The sequence below is a fragment of the Streptomyces sp. NPDC006393 genome (genome assembly GCF_040628575.1).
GTDB lineage: Bacteria > Actinomycetota > Actinomycetes > Streptomycetales > Streptomycetaceae > Streptomyces.
The window spans coordinates 37,736-57,854 of record NZ_JBEXZD010000033.1 but is presented as its reverse complement, the minus strand read 5'-3'; the positions used below and the strand labels follow the sequence as shown (position 1 = coordinate 57,854).

General features: G+C 72.5%; 17 protein-coding genes. 8 read left to right on the top strand and 9 right to left on the bottom strand.

Annotated features, from left to right (window positions below; translation table 11 throughout):
• Positions 1-191: 191 nt before the first annotated feature.
• Entirely contained in the window at positions 192-2,615 is a 2,424-nt protein-coding gene (gene lon, locus ABZ484_RS16420; protein ID WP_358866563.1) for an endopeptidase La, read from the top strand.
• Between the two features lie 79 nt (positions 2,616-2,694).
• Here the strand turns inward: lon and ABZ484_RS16415 are convergent, their stop codons facing one another.
• Positions 2,695-3,513 (bottom strand): lysozyme, encoded by an 819-nt coding sequence (locus ABZ484_RS16415; protein WP_358866562.1) that lies wholly within the window; start codon positions 3,511-3,513, stop codon positions 2,695-2,697.
• 282 nt (positions 3,514-3,795) lie between these two features.
• Between ABZ484_RS16415 and ABZ484_RS16410 the strand changes: the two genes are divergently transcribed.
• Entirely contained in the window at positions 3,796-4,299 is a 504-nt protein-coding gene (locus ABZ484_RS16410; RefSeq protein WP_358866561.1) for a MarR family transcriptional regulator, read from the top strand.
• A gap of 58 nt (positions 4,300-4,357) precedes the next feature.
• On the opposite strand, the gene ABZ484_RS16405 is transcribed toward ABZ484_RS16410, so the two are convergent.
• Entirely contained in the window at positions 4,358-5,146 is a 789-nt protein-coding gene (locus ABZ484_RS16405; protein WP_358866560.1) for a protein phosphatase 2C domain-containing protein, read from the bottom strand.
• 414 nt (positions 5,147-5,560) lie between these two features.
• On the opposite strand from ABZ484_RS16405, the gene ABZ484_RS16400 reads away from it, so the two are divergent.
• From ABZ484_RS16400 to ABZ484_RS16380, 5 genes are read left to right on the top strand one after another with little or no spacing between them, the layout of a single operon-like run.
• On the top strand, positions 5,561-8,770 hold the full coding sequence (locus tag ABZ484_RS16400) for a nitrate- and nitrite sensing domain-containing protein (RefSeq protein ID WP_358866559.1): 3,210 nt from the start codon (positions 5,561-5,563) through the stop codon (positions 8,768-8,770).
• Complete coding sequence (locus ABZ484_RS16395) at positions 8,767-9,270, top strand: roadblock/LC7 domain-containing protein (protein ID WP_358866558.1); 504 nt, start codon at positions 8,767-8,769, stop codon at positions 9,268-9,270. The genes ABZ484_RS16400 and ABZ484_RS16395 overlap by 4 nt, the downstream gene beginning before the upstream one ends.
• 20 nt (positions 9,271-9,290) lie before the next feature.
• Positions 9,291-9,740: a DUF742 domain-containing protein gene (locus ABZ484_RS16390; RefSeq protein WP_358866577.1), complete on the top strand. Its 450-nt coding sequence runs from the start codon at positions 9,291-9,293 to the stop codon at positions 9,738-9,740.
• The gene (locus ABZ484_RS16385; protein WP_358866557.1) at positions 9,721-10,332 is read left to right on the top strand and encodes an ATP/GTP-binding protein; all 612 of its coding nucleotides are present in this window, start codon (positions 9,721-9,723) and stop codon (positions 10,330-10,332) included. Before ABZ484_RS16390 ends, ABZ484_RS16385 begins: the two co-directional genes overlap by 20 nt.
• Before the next feature lie 15 nt (positions 10,333-10,347).
• Entirely contained in the window at positions 10,348-11,610 is a 1,263-nt protein-coding gene (locus ABZ484_RS16380) for a styrene monooxygenase/indole monooxygenase family protein (protein WP_030170380.1), read from the top strand.
• Here ABZ484_RS16380 and ABZ484_RS16375 read toward each other — a convergent pair.
• The 4 genes from ABZ484_RS16375 to ABZ484_RS16360 all read right to left on the bottom strand — a co-directional run bounded on the left by ABZ484_RS16375 (position 11,574) and on the right by ABZ484_RS16360 (position 15,093).
• The gene (locus tag ABZ484_RS16375; RefSeq protein ID WP_358866556.1) at positions 11,574-12,953 is read right to left on the bottom strand and encodes an NlpC/P60 family protein; all 1,380 of its coding nucleotides are present in this window, start codon (positions 12,951-12,953) and stop codon (positions 11,574-11,576) included. The genes ABZ484_RS16380 and ABZ484_RS16375 overlap by 37 nt on opposite strands.
• A gap of 105 nt (positions 12,954-13,058) precedes the next feature.
• Positions 13,059-13,367: a hypothetical protein gene (locus tag ABZ484_RS16370; RefSeq protein WP_358866555.1), complete on the bottom strand. Its 309-nt coding sequence runs from the start codon at positions 13,365-13,367 to the stop codon at positions 13,059-13,061.
• 10 nt (positions 13,368-13,377) lie between these two features.
• Positions 13,378-14,034 carry a TetR/AcrR family transcriptional regulator gene (locus ABZ484_RS16365; RefSeq protein WP_358866554.1) on the bottom strand — a complete coding sequence of 219 codons (657 nt, stop codon included), beginning with the start codon at positions 14,032-14,034 and terminating at the stop codon, positions 13,378-13,380.
• Positions 14,035-14,154: 120 nt separating this feature from the next.
• Positions 14,155-15,093, bottom strand: a complete 939-nt coding sequence (locus ABZ484_RS16360; protein ID WP_358866553.1) for a diiron oxygenase — start codon at positions 15,091-15,093, stop codon at positions 14,155-14,157.
• Positions 15,094-15,254: 161 nt separating this feature from the next.
• Between ABZ484_RS16360 and ABZ484_RS16355 the strand changes: the two genes are divergently transcribed.
• Positions 15,255-16,367 (top strand): ferritin-like domain-containing protein, encoded by a 1,113-nt coding sequence (locus ABZ484_RS16355; RefSeq protein WP_358866552.1) that lies wholly within the window; start codon positions 15,255-15,257, stop codon positions 16,365-16,367.
• Between the two features lie 100 nt (positions 16,368-16,467).
• Here the strand turns inward: ABZ484_RS16355 and ABZ484_RS16350 are convergent, their stop codons facing one another.
• From ABZ484_RS16350 to ABZ484_RS16340, 3 genes are all read right to left on the bottom strand, one after another.
• Positions 16,468-17,937, bottom strand: coding sequence for a penicillin-binding transpeptidase domain-containing protein (locus ABZ484_RS16350; RefSeq protein WP_358866551.1), 1,470 nt, complete (start codon positions 17,935-17,937; stop codon positions 16,468-16,470).
• A 31-nt stretch (positions 17,938-17,968) separates the two neighbouring features.
• Positions 17,969-19,351, bottom strand: coding sequence for an FtsW/RodA/SpoVE family cell cycle protein (locus tag ABZ484_RS16345; RefSeq protein ID WP_358866550.1), 1,383 nt, complete (start codon positions 19,349-19,351; stop codon positions 17,969-17,971).
• Between the two features lie 82 nt (positions 19,352-19,433).
• On the bottom strand, positions 19,434-19,997 hold the full coding sequence (locus ABZ484_RS16340; RefSeq protein ID WP_358866549.1) for an SH3 domain-containing protein: 564 nt from the start codon (positions 19,995-19,997) through the stop codon (positions 19,434-19,436).
• Positions 19,998-20,119: the final 122 nt, after the last annotated feature.

The following is a 20,119-nucleotide window of genomic DNA, read 5'->3' as shown; positions in this document are numbered from 1 at the left end:
CCGCACCGCACCGCCACATGAATTACGGGTGGCGTGCGGGCCGGCGGGGAGTTGGGAGGTTGCGGTGAATCGGTCGGCGCCGCCGGGCCGCCCGTTCGGTGATCGCTCAGAGCGAACGGCCCCTGGGGAACATTCGGGGTCGCCCGTGCATTGAGTCGGCATAACTCAACTTGACTGCCGAAGGGGAGATCATGGCTGCTGAGTCCGCAGCGTTCACACCGCTCGCCCTGCCTGTGCTGCCGCTTGATGACGAGGTCGTGCTGCCCGGGATGGTGGTCCCGCTGGATCTGAGCGACAGCGAGGTGCGGGCCGCGGTGGAGGCCGCTCAGGCCGCCGCCCGGTCGGAGCCCGGGAAGCCCAGGGTGCTGCTGGTGCCGCGCATCGAGGGGACGTACGCGAAGACCGGCGTGCTGGGCACGGTCGAGCAGGTCGGCCGGCTGGCCGACGGCGACCCGGGCGCCCTGATCCGCGGCCGCGGCCGTGTGCGGATCGGCGCCGGGACCACCGGACCGGGTGCCGCGCTGTGGGTCGAGGGCACGCGGATCGACGAGAGCGTGCCGGAGCCGCTGCCCGGCCAGGTGACGGAGCTGGTCAAGGAGTACAAGGCCCTGGCCACCGCCTGGCTGCGCAAGCGCGGCGCCTGGCAGGTCGTGGACCGGGTGCAGGCCATCGAGGACGTCTCCGCGCTGGCCGACAACTCCGGCTACTCGCCGTTCCTGACCATCGAACAGAAGGTCGAGCTGCTGGAGACCGCCGAACCGGTGGCCCGGCTGAAGCTCGCCACCCAGCAGCTGCGCGACCACCTCGCCGAGCAGGACGTGGCCGAGACCATCGCCAAGGACGTCCAGGAGGGCGTCGACAAGCAGCAGCGCGAGTTCCTGCTGCGCCGTCAGCTCGAGGCCGTCCGCAAGGAACTGCGCGAGCTGAACGGCGAGAGCGACGGAGAGGAGTCCGACGACTACCGCGCCCGCGTCGAGGCCGCCGACCTGCCCGAGAAGGTCCGCGAGGCCGCCCTCAAGGAGGTCGACAAGCTGGAGCGGGCCTCCGACGCCTCGCCCGAGGGCTCCTGGATCCGCACCTGGCTGGACACCGTCCTGGAGATGCCCTGGAACGAGCGGACCGAGGACGCCTACGACATCCAGGGCGCCAAGGCGGTCCTGGACGCCGAGCACTCGGGCCTGGAGGACGTCAAGGAGCGGATCACCGAGTACCTGGCGGTGCGCAAGCGCCGCGGCGACCGCGGCCTGGGTGTGATCGGCGGGCGGCGCGGCGGTGCCGTCCTGGCCCTCGTCGGACCGCCCGGTGTGGGCAAGACCTCGCTCGGCGAGTCCGTGGCGCACGCCATGGGGCGGAAGTTCGTCCGGGTCGCCCTCGGCGGCGTCCGCGACGAGGCCGAGATCCGCGGCCACCGGCGTACGTACGTCGGTGCGCTGCCCGGCCGGATCGTGCGGGCCGTCAAGGAGGCCGGGTCGATGAACCCGGTGGTGCTGCTGGACGAGATCGACAAGGTGGGCTCCGACTTCCGCGGCGACCCGGCCGCGGCCCTGCTCGAAGTCCTGGACCCGGCGCAGAACCACACCTTCCGCGACCACTACCTGGAGGTCGAACTCGACCTGTCGGACGTCGTCTTCCTGGCCACCGCGAACGTTCTGGAGGCCATCCCGGAGGCGCTGGCCGACCGGATGGAGATCGTCCGCCTGGACGGGTACACCGAGGACGAGAAGGTCGTCATCGCGCGCGACCACCTGCTCCCGCGCCAGCTGGAGCGGGCCGGCCTGGACCGGGCCGAGGTCACGATCGACGAGGGCGCGCTGCGCAAGCTGGCCGGCGAGTACACCCGCGAGGCGGGCGTGCGCACCCTGGAGCGGTCCATCGCGCGGCTGCTGCGCAAGGTGGCGGCCCAGCACGAACTGGGGGAGCGGACCCTGCCGTTCGCCGTCACCGAGGCGGATCTGCGCGGCCTGATCGGCCGCCCGCACCACGTGCCCGAGTCCGCCCAGGACCCGGCCGAGCGCCGTACGGCCGTCCCCGGTGTGGCGACGGGTCTGGCGGTCACCGGGGCGGGCGGCGACGTGCTCTTCGTCGAGGCGTCCCTGGCCGACCCGGAGACGGGGGCGGCGGGCCTGACCCTGACCGGTCAGCTGGGCGATGTGATGAAGGAGTCCGCGCAGATCGCGCTGAGCTTCCTGCGCAGCCACGGCGCCGAGCTGGAGCTGCCGGTGGGCGATCTGAAGGACCGGGGTGTGCACATCCACTTCCCGGCGGGCGCGGTGCCGAAGGACGGTCCGAGCGCGGGCATCACCATGACGACCGCGCTCGCCTCGCTGCTGTCGGGCCGCCTGGTGCGCACGGACGTGGCGATGACCGGCGAGGTCTCGCTGACCGGCCGCGTCCTGCCCATCGGCGGCGTCAAGCAGAAGCTGCTCGCGGCGCACCGGGCCGGGGTGACCACCGTGATCATTCCCAAGCGCAACGAGCCCGACCTGGACGACGTCCCGGCGGAGGTGCTGGACAAGCTCGACGTCCACGCCGTCACAGACGTCCGCCAGGTCCTGGAACTGGCCCTCGCGCCGGCCGTGAACGGCGCGGAGCCCGAGATTCCGGTAGCGGCGTGACGGACGCTGCCGGACGAGCGAAGGCCCGGGTCCCGTGAGGGAGGCCCGGGCCTTCGCCCCGCGTGCTCGGGGGTGGGTGTCAGCCGTTGGCCAAGGCCTGCACCCGGTCCAGCGCCCCGTTGAACTTGTCGTGGTCGCCGACCGTCGGGCCGGACGACGTGTACTGCCACATCGTGTAGTAGCCCCAGCCCGCCGGCAGGGTGCCCACCGTCGAGGCGTAGCGGGCGATCCACAGGGGGTTGTTGGCGGCGAAGCCGCCGTAGTTGCCGGTGCACTGGGTCCACCAGCTGGTGGCCGTGTAGATGACGGCGTCACGGCCGGTGCGCGCCTTGTAGGTGTTGAGGAAGTCGGCGATCCAGCTGACCATCGCGCTGGCGGACTTGCCGTAACAGGCGGCGCCGTAGGGGTTCCACTCGATGTCGAGGGCGCCCGGGAGGGTCTTGCCGTCACGGGACCAGCCGCCGCCGTGGTCCACGAAGTAGTTGGCCTGGGTGGCGCCGCTGGTGGTGTCCGGGGTCGCGAAGTGGTACGCGCCGCGGATCATGCCGACGTTGTAGGAGCCGTTGTACTGCTGCGCGAAGTAGGGGTTCGTGTAGTACGTCCCCTCCGTCGCCTTCGTGTAGGCCCACCGCACGCCGCTGTTCCACAGCGTGGACCAGGCGACGTTGCCCTGGTAGCCGCTGACGTCGACGCCTTCGGTCTGGGTGGCGTCGGCGCTGGTGGGCGTGCCGCTGCGACCGTCGTGCGCCAGGACGCCCATGCCCATGTACGCGGAGCCGCGGGCTGGGGTGGTGTCGGCCGAGGAAGGGACGGTGAAGAAGACCGAGAACGCTGCGAGCAGGACTCCCGCGACGGTGAGCCGCCGCGCGCGGGCCGTTCCGGATCTGTGCACGGGCATGACGTGCCTCCGAAGTTCGGTGGTGCTCGGTGGGGGGAAACAGGGGGGCATGCCCACCGTTGCACAAGGGAAGAGCGGGTCACGGTAGACCCGCCGGGAGCGGTGATGTCGTGGGCATGCCATTCAGTGCCTGGTGTCGAAGCTACGCACGTAGATGCGCCCTGGGAAGGGGGGCCGGGGGCTGCCGTTGGTCTACGCCTGCGAAATACTGACTCAGCTGCGGCGATGGCGGCGACGGGCGGAAACTTTCAGGACCGGGAAAACTTTCAGGCAGGGGCTGACGTGCACGAAGACCCAAGAGGCGACGGGCGGGACGCCGCATCCGGCGATGCCTCGCCCACTGGTGTGGACCGCGAGTTCCTGGCCCTGGAACGGGAACTGACGGTGCTGCTGCGCCGCGCCCGGGCCAGCCAGGGCGAGATGGCCCGCGAGGTCCACCCGGACCTCGAGTCCTCCGCGTACGGACTGCTGATCCGTCTGGAGGAGTGCGGCAGCCAGCGCGCCACGGAGCTCGCCGCCTACATCGGTGTCGGCAAGGCCACCATGTCCCGCCAGCTGCGCGCCCTGGAGGAGCTCGGCCTGGTCGCCCGTGAGCCCGATCCCGCGGACGGACGGGCCTGGCTGGTGGCCCTCACCCGGGAGGGCCGCAGCCGCGTCGGCCGGGTGCGCGAGGCCCGCCGGGCGCGCTACGGCCGGCGGCTCGCCCACTGGGACCGCCGCGAGGTGTCGGAACTGGCACGGCTGTTGCACGAGCTGAACGGCGTCATGGAGAAGCACGACAAGTAGCCGGGCAGCCGGGTGGCGCGGCCCCGCCGCCCCGACGTCCCGCCGCCTGCTCCGCTCCTCACGGCTCCACGAACACCACCGTCGCGTCGTCGTGCGTCTTGCTCCGCCCGAGCCACGCCCGCTCCTGACGGTCCGCCGCCTCCAGGGCCCGTACGCGGTCCACCAGCTCTCGCGCGCCCTCCTTGCGCACCAGGCGGAGGCACTGCGCCCAGCCGCCCTCGTGGAACTTCTCCACCCACCGCGCCGCCCCGTCCGTCAGCGCCGCCAGGGAGTGGATCTCGTCGGCCGGCACGGTGCCCGTCACGGCCCGGTCCGCCACCGACGGGTCCGCCGCCGCAGTGAAGAAGCCGCCCTCCTTGTTGCGCAGCGTGGCGTCGACGAGCGCGTCGGTGGCGAGCGCTGCCCGGGGCAGGAGGGCCAGCCGGTCGTCCACGACGGGCACGACCGAGCCGTCCGCGGACTCCAGCAGGAGCACCGAGTCGGACAGCACCAGATACTCCACGCTCCCGGCCGACCAGCGGACGAGCACCACGGTTGCCTGCGGCGTGCGCGGGTGAGAAAGGTCACAAGTGAGCGCGTGTGCCTCGGCGGTTCGCGCGATGGCCCGGGCGAGAATCTCCGCCGGCGTCAGATCTGGGCGGGAAACGGTCAGTTCGGTCAGAGCGCCGCCGAGCCGTGCGGTGAACCAGGGGACCGAATGCAGACAGCCCGTCTCCGTCCGCGGCGGTGTCACCCCGTCCAGCACGACAAGGCAGCCGCCCTGCCCGGAAGCGGGTACTCCGACGGCGGCGAAGTCCTCGTTCGGGCGACCCGCAGCGCCCGGCTCCGAAACAACCTCCATACGCATCCGGCCAGTCTGCACGAGGCCTTCACATGGTTCGCCAAAGGCGGCCAATCACCTTGGAATTGATGCAGCCGCGCAGGTCAGGCGCCTGGTTTGGGAGGGAATGGAGCGCTCCGGGAAGGCGTGGCGGCGAATACTGTCAAAGCCTGCCGCCGACGTCCAACCGGCCCGCCGTGGGCATACCGCGTCCGTGCCAGGGGAACTTGCCCGCCAACTCCCCTCCGATGTTCACTCCTTCGGGTGGCCGGTCGGACGATGCGGGCCCACTGCCCACCGGCACTGGGAGGGTCGGAGACCGACGCAGGTCCCCTGCTCGGGCGCAGCCGAGAGCCGGGGGAGGGTGTACGCACCAGTCGCACCAGGTGACGGGGCGCCACCCGGGCCCATGAGTACACGAGTACAGGAATGCGAGCACCGGTGCAGAAGACGCGGCCTCGGCGCACAGGCAAGCAGACGGCCACCGGGAGGAGCCCGGAGAGCACGCCCGGCACCCCCGCCGCCACCGACCGGCCCGCCGTCCCGGTGGGCAAGGGCCGCCCGACCCACGTACGCAACCGCCTCATCGCCGCCGTCGCCGTCGTGGCCGCGGCCGTGGCCGGGGCGGGCGCCCCCTCCGTGATCGCCGCCTCCGGGCAGCTGAGCGACTCCCAGGACCTGGTCACGCTCGCCGGGCAGACCCAGGACGCCCTCGCCCTCGCCCACGCGCTCGCCGACGAACGCGACGAGGTCACCTCCTACGTCGCCGCCGGCCGCCCCAGGTCCAAGGCGCCCTCGGAGCAGCGCAGCACCCGCGTGGACCGCCAGGTCGAGGAGTTGCGCACCGCCACCGACACACCCGCCTGGCTGCGCCAGGACCTGGACGGCATCGCCGCCGTGCGGCGCTCGGCGCTCACCGGTCAGAGCAGCGCCCTCCAGGCCCATCAGGCGTACTCCGCCACCATCGCCGAGCTGCACAAGCTCGCCGAGCAGCTGGCCGAGCAGATGCCCCCGCGCGCGGGCTCCGGAGCGCACGCCCTCGCCGAGCTCGACACCGCCGTGCAGCAGGCCGCCGCCGCCCGCGGGCTGCTCCTCGCGGCCCTGAACGTGCCCCGCTCCACACAGACCGTGATCAGCCCGGTCACCGGCCTGCCCACGACCGTCACCAGCTCCACCGACGCCGACACCAAGCAGCGCGACGCGCTCACCGCCGCCGCCCAGCAGGCCCGGGTCCGCTCCGACGCGGCCCTCGCCGAGTTCCGCGCCACCGCCCCCGAGGAGGCCCGCGCCTCCTACGACTCCACCGTCACCGGCCCCGAGGTGAACTCGGCCGCGAGCTACCTGGCCAAGCTCACCGACCAGCCGACGCTGTCCGACTCCGACCTGGCCACCAGCACCAAGAAGGCGGACGCCGCCCTCAGCGCCCGCGCCGACCTGATGCGCGGCGTGGAGGCGTCCCTCTACGACCACCGCACCAAGGACCTGGCGAAGCTCCGCGACGACGACGTCACCGCACTGGAGATCCGCATCGCCCTCCTGGGCGCCCTGCTGCTCGTCGCCATCGGCGTCGCCACGGCGCTCGCCCGCACCCTGACCCGCCCGCTGGCCGTGCTCCGCCTCGGCTCGGCCCGGCTGGCCGGCGCCGAGGACGTGAGCGTCGAGGAGCCGATCAGGTTCACCGGACGCAACGACGAGTTCGCCCAGGTCGTCCGCTCCGTCAACACCCTGCACACGCAGGCCGCCGCCCTCGCCGAACGGGTCGCCACCCTGGAGGCCGACCGCAAGCACCTGATCGGCGGGCGCCAGAAGATGGCCGACGCCCGCGAGGAGCTGCGCGCCGAACTCGCCGCCGCGCACGCCCAGCTCCAGCGGATGCGCACCAGCATCGGCTCCACGTTCGTCAGCCTGGCGCTGCGCACCCTCGGCCTGGTCGAGCGGCAGCTCGCCGTCATCGAGGGCCTGGAGGAGCGCGAGCAGGACCCGGACCGCCTGGCCACCCTCTTCAAGCTCGACCACTTCGCCACGGTCATGCGCCGGCACAGCGAGAACCTGCTGGTCCTGGCCGGCACCGAGCACGTCCAGCAGCACGCCGGTCCGGTCCCGCTGGTCGACGTGGTACGCGCCGCGGTCAGCGAGATCGAACGCTACGAGCGCGTCCGCATCGCCGCGCTGCCGCCGCACGCGCACGTGGCCGGCTTCGCCGCCGACGACCTCTCCCACCTGCTGGCCGAACTGATGGAGAACGCCACGTCGTTCTCGCCGCCCGACCAGCCGGTGGAGGTCTCCGGCTGGCTCCTGGAGAACGGCGAGATCATGCTCTCCGTCCAGGACGAGGGCATCGGCATGGCCGGCGACCGGCTGAGCCGCCTCAACGACCGCCTCGCCGAGTTCGACCCGGAGGCCCCCTACGACCAGGAGGGCGAGACCGGCCTGGGCCTCGGCCTGTACGTGGTGGCCCGCCTCGCCCACCGGCACGGAGTCCGGGTGCGGCTGCGCGAGCAGAAGCAGGGCGGCATCGCGGCGGTCGTCGTCGTACCCCAGCCGCTCCTGGCGGCGGCCCCCGCCTCCGCCGCGCCCGCGACGGGACCGGCCCACGGCGGCACCGGAACCTTCTCCCTCCCCGGCGCGGACGCCGAGGTCAACTCCAACGTCCTGCACGCCCGCCCCAAGGACGGCGCCACCGACCCACTGGTGGCCCTGGCGGAGCGGACGGTACGGCAGTCGGAGGCCGCGGAGGCCGCGGCCGGCTCAGCGGCGGAGGCGCCGGCCGAGACGGCGCCACAGCCGCACGTCGCCGAGTCGGCGGCGCAGCCCCCGGTCACCGAAAGGGAGCCGCAGCCTCCGGTCGTCGAAACGCCACCGGAGTCCCCGGCCGAGACGACGATGACCCTGCTGATCCCGTCCCCGTCGGCCGAGCGGGACGGCCGGCAGGCACGCCCCGAGCCGGACGCCGGCCCCGCGCAGGCACGGCCCGCACGACCCGAGCCCGCCGGCCGCGAGCCCGTCGACCGTGAGGCCGTCGGCCGTGAGCCCGTTGGTCGTGAGGCCGTCGGCCGTGAGCCCGTTGGTCGTGAGGCCGTCGGCCGTGAGCCCGTTGGTCGTGAGGCCGTTGGTCGTGAGCCCGTTGGTCGTGAGGCCGTTGGTCGTGAGCCCGTTGGTCGTGAGGCCGTTGGTCGTGAGCCCGCTGGCCGTGAGGCCCCCGGCCGCGAGCCCGTCGACCGCGAGGCCGTCGCCAGCGAGCCCGTCGACCGCGAGGCCGCCGGCCGCGAGCCGGCCCCCCAGACTCCACCCGCACCCGGCCACGAAGCCCGCACGGGCGGTGCGGTCGGGAGCACCATCGCGGCCGGCGGCGAAGCCGAGGCCGAACACACCCGCGCCCCCGAAGAGCCCGTCACCGCCAAGGGGCTCCCCAAGCGCACCCCCAAGCTCACCACCCCCACCCACACCCCGCGCCAGCGCACCGGCTCGGTGGACGCCGAGGCGCTCCGCCGCCGCCTGGGCGGCTTCCGCCAGGGCGCGCAGGCGGGCCACCGCGACGTGGAGGCCGAGATCGCGGAACGGACGGCCCAGCACCAGCGGCCAGCACCGGCCTCCAGCCGTACACACGCCGAGGAAGCCACGGGGGGCACAGTCGAGGAGGCAAGCAGTTGACAGCGTCCACCACCTTCGGACTGAGCAGTGAGGCCCGCAACCTGCACTGGCTGCTGACCAACCTCGTCGAGGAGGTGCCCGGCATCGAGTCGGTCGCCGTGGTCTCCTCCGACGGTCTGCTGCTCCTCTCCTCCGACCAGGGCCGTATCGAGGAGGCCCGCCAGAGCCGTACGGCGGCCCGCAGCGGCCCGCGCGGCTCCGCCGCCGACCTCGCCACCATCGTCTCCGGCATCGGCAGCCTCACCGTCGGAGCGGCCCGGCTCATGGAGTTCGGCGGGGTCAAGCACACGATGGTCGCGATGGACGAGGGCAGCCTGTTCGTGATGTCGATCAGCGACGGCTCGCTGCTCGGCGTGCACGGCTCCGCCGAGTGCGACATGAGCGTGGTGGCGTACCACATGGCGCTGTTCGTGGGCCGCGCCGGACACGTCCTGACGCCCGAACTCCGCAGCGAACTGCGGAGGTCACTGGAGTCCGAGTCGGCGGGGAGTGCCCGATGAGCAGTGCCATGAGCAGCCCGATGAGCGGTAGGCCCAAACACCAGCTCCCGGTCCGCGGCGGGGACCGAAAACCCGCCCGCGTGCGCCCCTACTCGCTCACCGGCGGCCGTACCCGCTTCGGCCATGTCCTCCTCGTGGAGACGTTCGTCGGGAGCACGGCCGCGCTGGAAGCCCCCGAGGAGCGCAAGGAGCTGACCGGGGGCACCGCCCACGCGTTGAGCAGCGGCGGTTACCTCAGCAGCCGGGTGATGCCGGAGATGCGGGCCATCGTCGAACTGTGCCGCCGTATGCGGACGGTGGCCGAGATCGCCGCGCTGCTGAAGATGCCGCTCGGCGTGGTCCGGGTGCTCCTGAGTGACCTGGCGGACCAGGGAAAGATCCGTGTGTACGGCACCGGAACCGGTCACGGCACCGGCCGTCCGGACCGCGCTCTGCTGGAAAGGGTGCTGAGTGGACTCCGTCGTCTTTGAAGACACCGATGAGGACCTGAGGTCCTGGCAGACGGACCGCACCCGGGCCCCCATCGCCACGAAGATAGTGGTGGCCGGGGGATTCGGTGTCGGCAAGACCACCCTCGTCACCGCGGTCTCGGAGATCACGCCCTTGCAGACCGAGGCGCTGATGACCGAGGCCAGCGCGGAGACTGACGACCTCACCGCCACGCCCGGCAAGCTGACCACCACCGTGGCCATGGACTTCGGCCGCATCACGCTCGACGACGACCTGGTGCTCTACCTGTTCGGCACGCCAGGCCAGCAGCGGTTCTGGTTCATGTGGGACGACCTGGTGCGCGGTGCCATCGGCGCCGTCGTCATGGCCGACACCCGCCGTCTGAAGGACTGCTTCCCGGCCCTCGACTACTTCGAGAGCTGCGGGCTGCCGTACGTCGTCGCGGTCAACCACTTCGACGGCAGCGAGCTGTTCGAACCGGCGGACGTGCGGGAGGCCTTGACGATCCCCGCACACATACCTGTCATGATCATGGACGCGAGGCGGCGGATCTCGGTGATCGAGACGCTGCTGTCCCTCGTCGGCCACGCGCTGGACGAAACACCCGAGTAGGAGAACAGCACCCGTATGCGGAAGATACTCGTCGTCGGAGCCGGCCAGTCCGGTCTCCAGCTCGCCCTCGGCCTCCAGTCGCACGGGTACGAGGTCACCCTGATGTCCAACCGGACCGCGGACGAGATCCGTTCCGGCCGGGTCATGTCGACGCAGTGCATGTTCCACACCGCGCTCCAGCACGAGCGGGACCTGCAGCTCAACTTCTGGGAGTCCCAGGCCCCGAGGATCGAGGGACTCGGCGTCTCGGTCGCCGCCCCCGGCTCCTGGAGCGAGGGCCCCGCGGCACGCGCGATCGACTGGGTGGGCAGGCTCGACGGGTACGCGCAGTCGGTCGACCAGCGGGTGAAGATGGCCGGCTGGATGGAGACCTTCGCGCAGCGCGGCGGCCAGTTGGTCATCCACGGCGCGGCGGTCGGGGACCTCGACTACTTCTCCCGCGCCTACGACCTCGTCCTGGTCTCGGCGGGCAAGGGCGAGCTGGTGTCGATGTTCGAACGGGACCCGGAGCGGTCCCCGTACAGCGAGCCGCAGCGCGCGCTGGCGGTGGCGTACGTGCACGGTCTGGGCCCGCGCCCGGAGCACCCGGAGTTCGACGCGGTCCGCTGCAACCTGGTCCCCGGCGTCGGCGAGCTGTTCATCATGCCGACGTACACCCTCTCCGGCCGCGCCGACATCCTGTTCTGGGAGGGCATCCCCGGCGGCCCGCTCGACGCGTTCCAGGGCGTGAAGGACCCGAACCAGCACCTGGCCCTGACCCTGGACCTGATGCGGACGTTCACGCCGTGGGAGTACGAGCGGGCCACGAAGGTCGAGCTGACGGACGCCGGCGGCACCCTCGCCGGCCGCTACGCCCCGACCGTGCGCAAGCCGGTCGGCCGGCTGCCCGGCGGCGGCCTGGTGCTGGGCGTGGCCGATGTCGTGGTCGCCAACGACCCGATCACCGGCCAGGGTTCCAACTCGGCCTCCAAGTGCGCCGCCGCCTACCTGGCGTCCATCCTCGAACACGGCGACAAGCCGTTCGACGAGGAGTGGATGGGGCAGACGTTCGACCGCTACTGGAACACGGCCCAGCACGTGACCAAGTGGACGAACGCCATGCTCGCCCCGCCGCCGGAGCACATCCTCAACCTGATCGGCGCCGCCGGTCAGCTCCAGCCGGTCGCCGACCGTTTCGCCAACGCCTTCAACGACCCGGCCGACTTCGAGAACTTCTTCTACGAGCCGGCCAGGACCGAGGCCTACCTGGCCGAGGTCGCAGGGGGACCGGCCGCGTAGTAGCCCGCGTCCGAACCACGCAGGGCACTCTTGGGAAGCCTCGGCGGCACATAGCGCCGCAGGGGCTTCCCGCCCGGGTCGGGCCGCACGGCCCCCAGCACCGGGTTGGACCCGACCGGCGACACCTTCACCCGGGCGCCGGGCCGGGGCGCCTGCACCACCATGCCGCCGCCGAGGTAGAGGGCGACGTGCGTGGCCCCGGGGAAGTAGACGACCAGGTCGCCGGGGCGCAGGTCGTTCAACGGCACCCGCTTCAGCCGGGCCCACTGCGCCTGGCTGGTCCGCGGGATCGGTGTCCCGGCGTGCTCCCAGGCCTTCGAGGTCAGCCCCGAGCAGTCGTACCCGTCCGGGCCCTCGGCACCCCACACGTACGGCTTGCCCAGCTGCCGCACCGCGTACCGCACCGCCTTCTCGCCCTGCGCGGTCGGCTGTCTGCCGGCCACGAGCGCCCCCGCGGCCAGCAGCTCCCGCTGGGCCTCGCTGATCCCGCCCTCACCGCTCTTCCCGCTCCGCTCGGCCGCGGTGAGCGCCGCCAGCTGCCGGGCGCTGAGCGAGGCGAGCAGCTTCTCCACCTCCAGCAGCCGCTTGCGCACCTCGTCGCGGGCCCGCTGCTGTTTCCGGACGAGGATCAGCTGCGCGTCGTACGCCGTGCGCGCCGCGCGGGCCAGCTCGGAGGCCTTCCGCTCGTTCGCGGCCAGCCGCCCCACCGTCCGGGACCGTTCCCGGGACAGCCGCCCGAGCATCTGCCCCGCCTCCAGCGCGTCCTGCGGATCGCGCGCCAGCAGCAGCCGCAGGTAGGGGGAGAAGTCGCTGCTGCCCTGGTACTGGAGGCGGGCGAGCCGTCCCGCGTCGCCCATGCTGCCGCGCAGGGCGGACCGGGCCCGGGCGAGGCCGGCGTCCAGCCGCTCGACGACGATCCGCTGTTTCTTCAGCCGGGCGGCAAGGGTGTTGTAGGCCGTGGCGGCCTGCTCGGCCTGCCGGTACAGCTTCTGGAAGTCGCTCAGCAGGCCGGCGGTGGACCGGTGCGCGGGCCGGCCGTTCTGTTTTGCCTGCCCTGCCTGCCCTGCCTGCCCTGCCTGCCCTGCCTGCCCCGCCTGCCCCGCCTGTCCCGGCTCCGCTTGTGGTCCGGGCCGGCCGGACGGGCCGGGTTGTCGGAGCGGGCCGGCCGGGCCGTACGGCCAGGGGCGCGATGGCTGCGCCTGCAACAGCGCCTGTGGCTGGGGCTGTGGCTGTGGCTGGGGTTGTCGCAGCGGCTGCGGTACGGCCGTGGCGGCCGTCGGAGCGAGAGCGGCCTGCGCCGCCACCGCCGCCGTGCACACCAGTCGCAGCACCCGTCCTGACACGTCATCACCTCCGGTGCGGGGGCGGTCTTTCCGCTCCCCACCCGTGAGGATTCGGCCTATGAACCGACGATGTGGGTCAGGTCTGCGCCATGCGGCGCACCGCGATCACCCGTCCGTGTCACCCGGCTTGCTCCGCGAGCCGCTTCGGGGCGCCGGCCGGGACCACGGCCACTTCAGCCGGGGCCCGGACTCCCCCTCGGGATCGAACTCGTACTTCCACCCCCGCACCAGGCCCAGCCTCTTGCCGTGCCCCCGCGGCACCCGGCGGTAGACGAGCACCATCGGCGGCCCGCCCGCCGCGTCCGGGACCGGGATGCGATACGTCTTCGGAGGGTTCCCGGTGGGCCCCACCAGCACGGGCAGCACGCGGCCGTCCATGGGGCCGCCCTCGAACGGGGTGTCTTCGCTCTTCACGCCACCAGTGTCAGCCATCCGCCGACACGAGCGCCCGCACCAGCGCGGCGGTCTGCGGGTCCCGGGCGGCGGTGACGTTCAGGACGGCCACGAACTGCTCGACCAGCCAGTCCCGCAGCTCCTCGGCGGGCGGCTGCTTGTCCTCGTCGAGCCAGATCAGGGAGGCGGCCTCCACAGCCGTGATCCACACCCGGACGGTCATCCGCAGCCTCGGCCCGGGGTCCGTGACCTCCAGGTGACTGATGATGTGCTCGGCGGCGGCCCGGCGCACACCGTCCACGATGGCGGTCGTCCGGGACGTCTCCACCACGCTGCCGCCCTGGAGCAGCGCGGTGAAGCCGGCGTCGTGCGAGTCCACGAAGCGCAGATAGCGGTCCAGGGCACGGGCGAGGCGGGGCAGCAGCGGGCCCTCGCGCGGCTCGTCGAAGCAGTGCCGCAGCTCCTCGGCGGCCGAGCGCAGGGCCGCCTCGTACAGCTGCTGCTTGCCGCCGGGGAAGTACCGGTACACCAGCGGGCGCGACACCCCCGCTGCCTCCGCCACGTCGTCCAGCGACACGTCCTCGGGCGCCCGGTGCGCGAAGAGGGACAGCGCCGCGTCGAGCAGCTGAGCACGCCGCTCCTCGACGCTGAGGCGGCGGTAGGCGGGGGTGGACGCGGCAGGGCTCATGACGGGCAGCGTAATCGCTGACCGGCCTCTCCAGCCGGGCGTCCCGCCCGCGCGGCCCCGCCCCCGCTCCCCGTTCATGACCTGCGCGGTCCAGGATCTTCGCGGTCCGGGCCGGCCCGGCTACGCCAGCAGCCCCGACGACCGCCACAGCTGCCGTCCGACACCCCGCAGCACGCCGATGTCGTCCAGGAAGTCCGTCAGCCGCTTGGCGCCCGTCTGCATGACCTCGCGCCGGTGCCCGCTCGCCTTCACCTGCGCCATGGCCTCCCGCTTGTCCAGGCCCACGTTCGTGTAGACCTCGGGGTTGACGAAGGCCACCGAGAACACCCGTGCGAACTCGCCGGAGGTCACCCGGGTGAACTCCTTCGACCACCTCGGAGCGGTCAGCATCTGCCGGCGCAGCTCCTCACGGGCGTAGCGCACGTGCCGCGCCTCCTCCACCACGTGGATGCGGGTGACCCCGCGGATCAGCGGCTGCACCCGCTCGTCCGGGAACGTCAGCCGCTGCATCCAGTCCAGGACCTCCTCGCCGAGCAGGGTGGCGGTGAAGGAGCCGGGGGTGGTGGAGATCGTCTTGAAGAGCCGGCCGAGGTTCTGGTGGACGCGGCTGACCGGGTACCAGGGCGTGCCGCCGCGCGCTATCACGCGGGCGAACATCTTCGAGTGCCGGCACTCGTCCTCGATCTCGGTGAGCGCGTAGCGCACGTGCGCGCTCGTGGCGGCCTTGTCGTAGATGTGCCGCACCAGCAGCTGCATCAGGATCAGCTCGAACCAGATGCCGAGCGAGGCGAGGGCGGCGGCCTCGTGCTGGGAGAGCGCGATCCGCTGTTCCTCGCTCATCCGCTTCCACAGCGGTGTGTCGTACAGGGACACCAGCTCCGGCGGCCAGAACCACTTGCCCTCCTCGAAGGGAGCGTCCCAGTCCAGCTCCTTGTCCGGGTCGAAGGAGTGCTTGGCGGAGGAGTCGAGCAGCCGCTCGGCGACCTGCTCGCGGTCCTTGAGCAGACCGAGCGCGTCGCGCAGTCCGGCGAGCGCGTCGGCTTCCGTCACGGTCGTCATGGCTGTCCCACCTCGTCGTACGGGATCGTGGCCGGCGTGGCCGGTTACGTGGTTACTCGCGGGTCAGATCACCCGCCTCTTATAAGACTGCCTGTCAGCAAGCCCGTCAATCCCTCGCACACGACTTGTTGACTCGGCGTCTACGTGTGAGCCTGCGAGGTATGCCGACCTACGACCTGTACGCGAGGGACCCGGGAGACGCGCACTGGCAGGTGCCCGCGAGCGGGGCGGCCCGCTTCAGTTGGGAGTACGACAACGGTCGCGACCGGCTGCTCGCCCTGTATCAGAAGGGCAAGGACAAGCAGTGGGACGGGCAGAAACGTATCGACTGGGACCTGGAGGTCGATCCCCACGACCCGCTCGGCACGCCCGAGGAGGCGATGACCCTCTACGGCACGCCGTACTGGGCGAAGATGACGGACACCGACAAGGGCGAGCTGCGGCGGCACTTCGCGTCCTGGCAGTTCAGCCAGTTCCTGCACGGCGAGCAGGGCGCGATGGTCTGCGCCGCGCGGATCGTGGAGTCCGTCCCCGACCTGGACGCCAAGTTCTACTCGGCGACCCAGACCATGGACGAGGCCCGGCACGCCGAGATCTACGGCCGCTTCCTGCACGAGAAGATCGGGATGGTCTACCCGATCAACGACAACCTCCAGGCCCTGCTCGGCGACACGCTGCGCGACAGCCGCTGGGACATGCCCTACCTGGGCATGCAGGTCCTCATCGAGGGGCTGGCCCTCGCGGCCTTCGGGATGATCAGGGACACCACGAACAAGCCCCTGCCCAAGCAGATCCTCGCCTACGTCATGCAGGACGAGGCCCGGCACGTGGCCTTCGGCCGCATGGCCCTGCGCGACTACTACAGGCAGCTCACCGACGCCGAACTGCGTGAACGCGAGGAGTTCGTCATCGAGGGCTGCTACCTGATGCGCGACCGCCTGCGCGGGGTGGAGGTCCTGGAGAACTTCGGCATCCCGAAGGCCGAGGCCGAACAGCTCAGCGAGCGCTCCGAGTTCCTCCAGCTCTTCCGCCGGCTGCTGTTCAGCCGCATCGTCCCCTGCGTGAAGGACATCGGCCTGTGGGGCAAACGCCTCCAGGAGGCCTACGTCGACATGGGGGTCTTCGAACTGGGCGACTCCAACCTGGACCTGCTCATGGCCCAGGACGAGGAGATCGCCGAACGACTCGACGCCGAGCGCTTCGCGGCGGAGGAGAAGGAACGGGTGGCGGAGGTGGAACAGGCCATCGAGGAGGGCCGACGCCTCGACGAGTGATCGGGCGGGCGGGCAGGAGGCGGCCCGCCGCAGGTGAGTGCGGGAGTCGGCCTGCCGGAGGCGGGTGCGGGAGCCGGCCTGCCGGAGGCGGGTGCGGGAGTCAGCGCGCCGGAGGCGAGTGCAGCACCGCCTCCATCACCGCCTTCGCGATCGGCGCCGCTGTGCCGCCGCCGCTGATGTCGCCGCGCCGCGCCGACGCGTCCTCCACCACCACGGCGACCGCGACCCGCGGATCCAGGTCCTCGTCGCCCTGCGCCCAGGAGATGAACCAGGCGTACGGAGTGCCCTGGTTGCCGATGCCGTGCTGCGCGGTACCGGTCTTGCCGCCCACCGTGGCGCCCGCGATCGCTGCGTTGCGGCCGGTGCCCTCCTCCACCACGTCCGTCATCAGCTCCCGCAGCCGCACCGCCGTCGTCGGCCGCATCACCTGCCGCGCCGCCCGTGAACCGGCCGCCGACACCGTGCTCCCGCCGCGGCGCGTGGTCCGCTCCACGAGATACGGCGTGCGCACCTGCCCCCCGTCGGCCACCGCCGCCGCCACCATCGCCATCTGCAACGGCGTGGCCCGCGTGTTGTACTGCCCGATCGACGACAGTGCCCGCTGCGCCCGGTCCTCGGGCGCGTCGAACGTGCTCGGCACCACCGAGAAGGGGATCCCCAGCGTGGGGTCGTCGAAGCCGAAGCTCCGCGCCGCCGCCTCCATGCCCGCCGCGCCCACGTCCACGCCCAGCTTGGCGAACACCGTGTTGCACGACCACTCGAAGGCGAAGCGCAGCGAGGCGTCCCGGCAGCCCTCGCCCTCGTTGACCAGCCTCGTGGTGCTGCCGGGCAGCCGGTAGGGGTCCGGGGAGTCGGTCCGGGCGTCGAGATCCCGCACCACCCCCGCGTCCAGCGCCGCCGCCGCGGTGATCACCTTGAACGTCGAACCCGGCGGATACGTCTGCCGCACCGCCCGGTTCAGCATCGGCTTCTCCGGGTCGTCGTTCAGCCGCGCCCAGGCCGCCGCCACGGCCGGCCCGTTCCCGGACAGCTCCGCCGGGTCGTACGACGGCGTGGACACCAGGGCCAGCACCCGGCCCGTCGTCGGCTCGAGTGCCACCACCGCGCCCTTGCGCGTGCCCAGCCCGTCGAACGCCGCCCGCTGGGCGGCCGGGTTCAGCGTCGTCACCACGTTGCCGCCGGGGCTCTGCCCCCGGGTGAAGCCGTCCCACAGCGGGAATCCGGCCAGCATCGGGTCCGTGCCCGACAGCACCTCGTCCTCGGAGTGCTCCAGGAACGTCGTCCCGTACCGCTGGGAGGCGAACCCGGTCACCGGGGCGTACAACGGACCGTCGGCGTAGGTGCGTTCGTAGCGCAGCTGCTCGCCGGTGTCCCGGGACCCCGTCACCGCCCGGCCGCCGACCAGGATGTCGCCGCGCGGCTGCTCGTAACGGGCGATGGTGGGGCGCCGGTTGGCCGGGTTCACGCCGTACGAGGGAGCCTGGAGCACCTGGAGCCAGGCCGTGTTCACCAGCAGCGCCACCAGCAGCAGCACGCAGAAGGCGGCGGCGTGCCGGATGTACCGGGTCACCGGACGGCCTCCCCGGGGCGTTCCCCGCGGTTCACGGGGCCACCTTCCCGTCGTACTGCCGTCGTGCCACGTCGCTCACCCGGATGAGCAGCGCCACGATCATCCAGTTGGTGACGACCGACGAGCCGCCCTGCGCCAGGAACGGCATCGCCATGCCGGTCAGCGGGATCAGCCCGGTCACCCCGCCCGCGATCACGAACACCTGGAGCGCCACGATCGAGGCGAGCCCGACCGCGAGAAGCCGGCCGAACGGGTCGCGCAGCGCGAGACCCGCCCGGTAGCCGCGCTCCACGAGCAGCGCGTACAGCAGGAAGACCGCGGACAGCCCGGCCAGCCCCAGCTCCTCCCCGGCGGTGGCCAGGATGAAGTCCGACTTGGCCGCGAAACCGACCAGGATCGAGTGGCCGAGGCCCAGCCCGCGGCCGAGCACCCCGCCCGCCGCGAACGAGAACAGCGACTGGGCCACCTGCCCCGGCCCCTGTCCGGCCTCGATGGACGCGAACGGGTGCAGCCACTCCGCGACCCGGCTGTGCACATGCGGCTCCAGCCAGCCGACGGCGACCGCCCCGGCCGCCGCGAGCATCAGCCCGACCGCGATCCAGCCGGTGCGGCCGGTGGCGACGTACAGCATCACGACGAACAGCCCGAAGAAGAGGAGCGAGGTCCCGAGGTCCCGCTCCAGCACCAGCACGCCCACGCTCAGCAGCCAGATCGTGACCACCGGCCCGAGCACCCGCCCCGGCGGCAGCCGCGGCCACCACCTCCTGCCGCCCGTGTACGTCAGCGCGCCGCGGTTCGCGGCCAGGTACGCGGCGAAGAACACCGCCAGCAGCACCTTGGCGAACTCGCCCGGCTGGATGGAGAACCCCCCGACCCGGATCCAGATGCGGGCGCCGTTCAGGGGAGGGAAGAGGATGGGCAGTGTGAGCAGGGCGAGCGCGGCGACCACACTGACGTAGGAGTAGCTCTGGAGCCACCGGTAGTCGCGCAGCACCAGCACCACCAGGGTGAACAGGGCCACGCCCAGGGTGGACCACACCAGTTGGGCGGGCGCGGCCTCCTCGCCCGGCGTCTCCAGGTCGAGCCGGTAGATCAGCACCAGACCGAGCCCGTTGAGCAGCACGCCGATCGGCAGCAGCAACGGGTCGGCGTACGGCGCCCGTAGGCGCACCGCGGTGTGCGAGAGCAGCGCGAGCACGCCGAGCCCGGCGCCGTAGCCGGCGGCGCCGGGCGGGACGGTGCCGTGCTTCGCCAGGCCGACGGCGCAGTAGCCGTACACGGACAGCAGGACGGCGAGGACGATGAGGGAGAGTTCGACGCCGCGGCGACGGGGGAGACGGACTGCGGCGGTCGGTGCGGAGGGGTGTGGCGCGGAGGGGGGTGGCGCCGCCGCGGTGGGTCCGGCCTTGGTCATGTCGGGAACCTACCCAAAACCGGCATCCCGGGCCGTCGCGGAGGCCGGTACCAGCGTGGCGCGTCAGCACCAGCGTGGCGCGTCAGCACCAGCGTGGCGCGGGCCCGATGTTGTCGATGTAGCGGGCCGTGCCCCAGGTCCAGCCGCCGTCGGCGAGCAGGTACCACAAGGGGTTGCCGTTGACGTCCTGTCCGGGCGTCTTGCAGTGGATCCAGACGACCTCCCCCTTCCTGGCCACCCGTACGACCGGGCTGCCGCGGTCCGGCCGGGCGTGCAGGGCCAGGCCGCCGCGGGCCGTGACCACCCCCCGGTAGAAGCGGGGGCTGTTGGCGGCGGAGTCGTCGGCGGGGCCGTCGGAAGGGCCGCCGGAAGGGCCGTCGCCCGGGGGCTGGGTGGTCGTGGGCTGGGGGGTCGTGGGCTGGGTGGTCGTAGGCCGGCCGGTGTTCCCGGGGGTGGTGGGGCTCGGAGTGCTCGTTCCCGCGGTCGGTGTGGTGGTGGCCGGGGCGGCGGTCGGGGAGGGGGCGGGAGTGTCGCCCGCGCCGTCCGTGCCGACGGCACGCGTGACGGCGGCCGCGGTCAGCAGCGCCCCGGCGGCGGTCACCACGGCCAGCCGGGTGAGCAGGAAACGAAGGGGCAGGGGCGGCATGGGAACCTCCGGCTGAGGTGTGGGGGCGTGGAGGGCTCGCGGTGGGCTTTCGGTGAGCCCGCAGTGGACAAATCTGACTAACCGCCACATTAGGAGCGTCGCTCGCCGTACGCCCGCCGCAC

Coding starts and splice junctions, on each gene's coding strand:
- ABZ484_RS16340 (WP_358866549.1), bottom strand. CDS start 19,997: ATGCCGCCCCTGCCCCTTCGTTTCCTGCTCACCCGGCTGGCCGTGGTG.
- ABZ484_RS16415 (WP_358866562.1), bottom strand. CDS start 3,513: ATGCCCGTGCACAGATCCGGAACGGCCCGCGCGCGGCGGCTCACCGTC.
- ABZ484_RS16355 (WP_358866552.1), top strand. CDS start 15,255: ATGCCGACCTACGACCTGTACGCGAGGGACCCGGGAGACGCGCACTGG.
- ABZ484_RS16365 (WP_358866554.1), bottom strand. CDS start 14,034: ATGAGCCCTGCCGCGTCCACCCCCGCCTACCGCCGCCTCAGCGTCGAG.
- ABZ484_RS16380 (WP_030170380.1), top strand. CDS start 10,348: ATGCGGAAGATACTCGTCGTCGGAGCCGGCCAGTCCGGTCTCCAGCTC.
- ABZ484_RS16360 (WP_358866553.1), bottom strand. CDS start 15,093: ATGACGACCGTGACGGAAGCCGACGCGCTCGCCGGACTGCGCGACGCG.
- ABZ484_RS16345 (WP_358866550.1), bottom strand. CDS start 19,351: ATGACCAAGGCCGGACCCACCGCGGCGGCGCCACCCCCCTCCGCGCCA.
- ABZ484_RS16405 (WP_358866560.1), bottom strand. CDS start 5,146: ATGCGTATGGAGGTTGTTTCGGAGCCGGGCGCTGCGGGTCGCCCGAAC.
- ABZ484_RS16390 (WP_358866577.1), top strand. CDS start 9,291: ATGAGCGGTAGGCCCAAACACCAGCTCCCGGTCCGCGGCGGGGACCGA.
- lon (WP_358866563.1), top strand. CDS start 192: ATGGCTGCTGAGTCCGCAGCGTTCACACCGCTCGCCCTGCCTGTGCTG.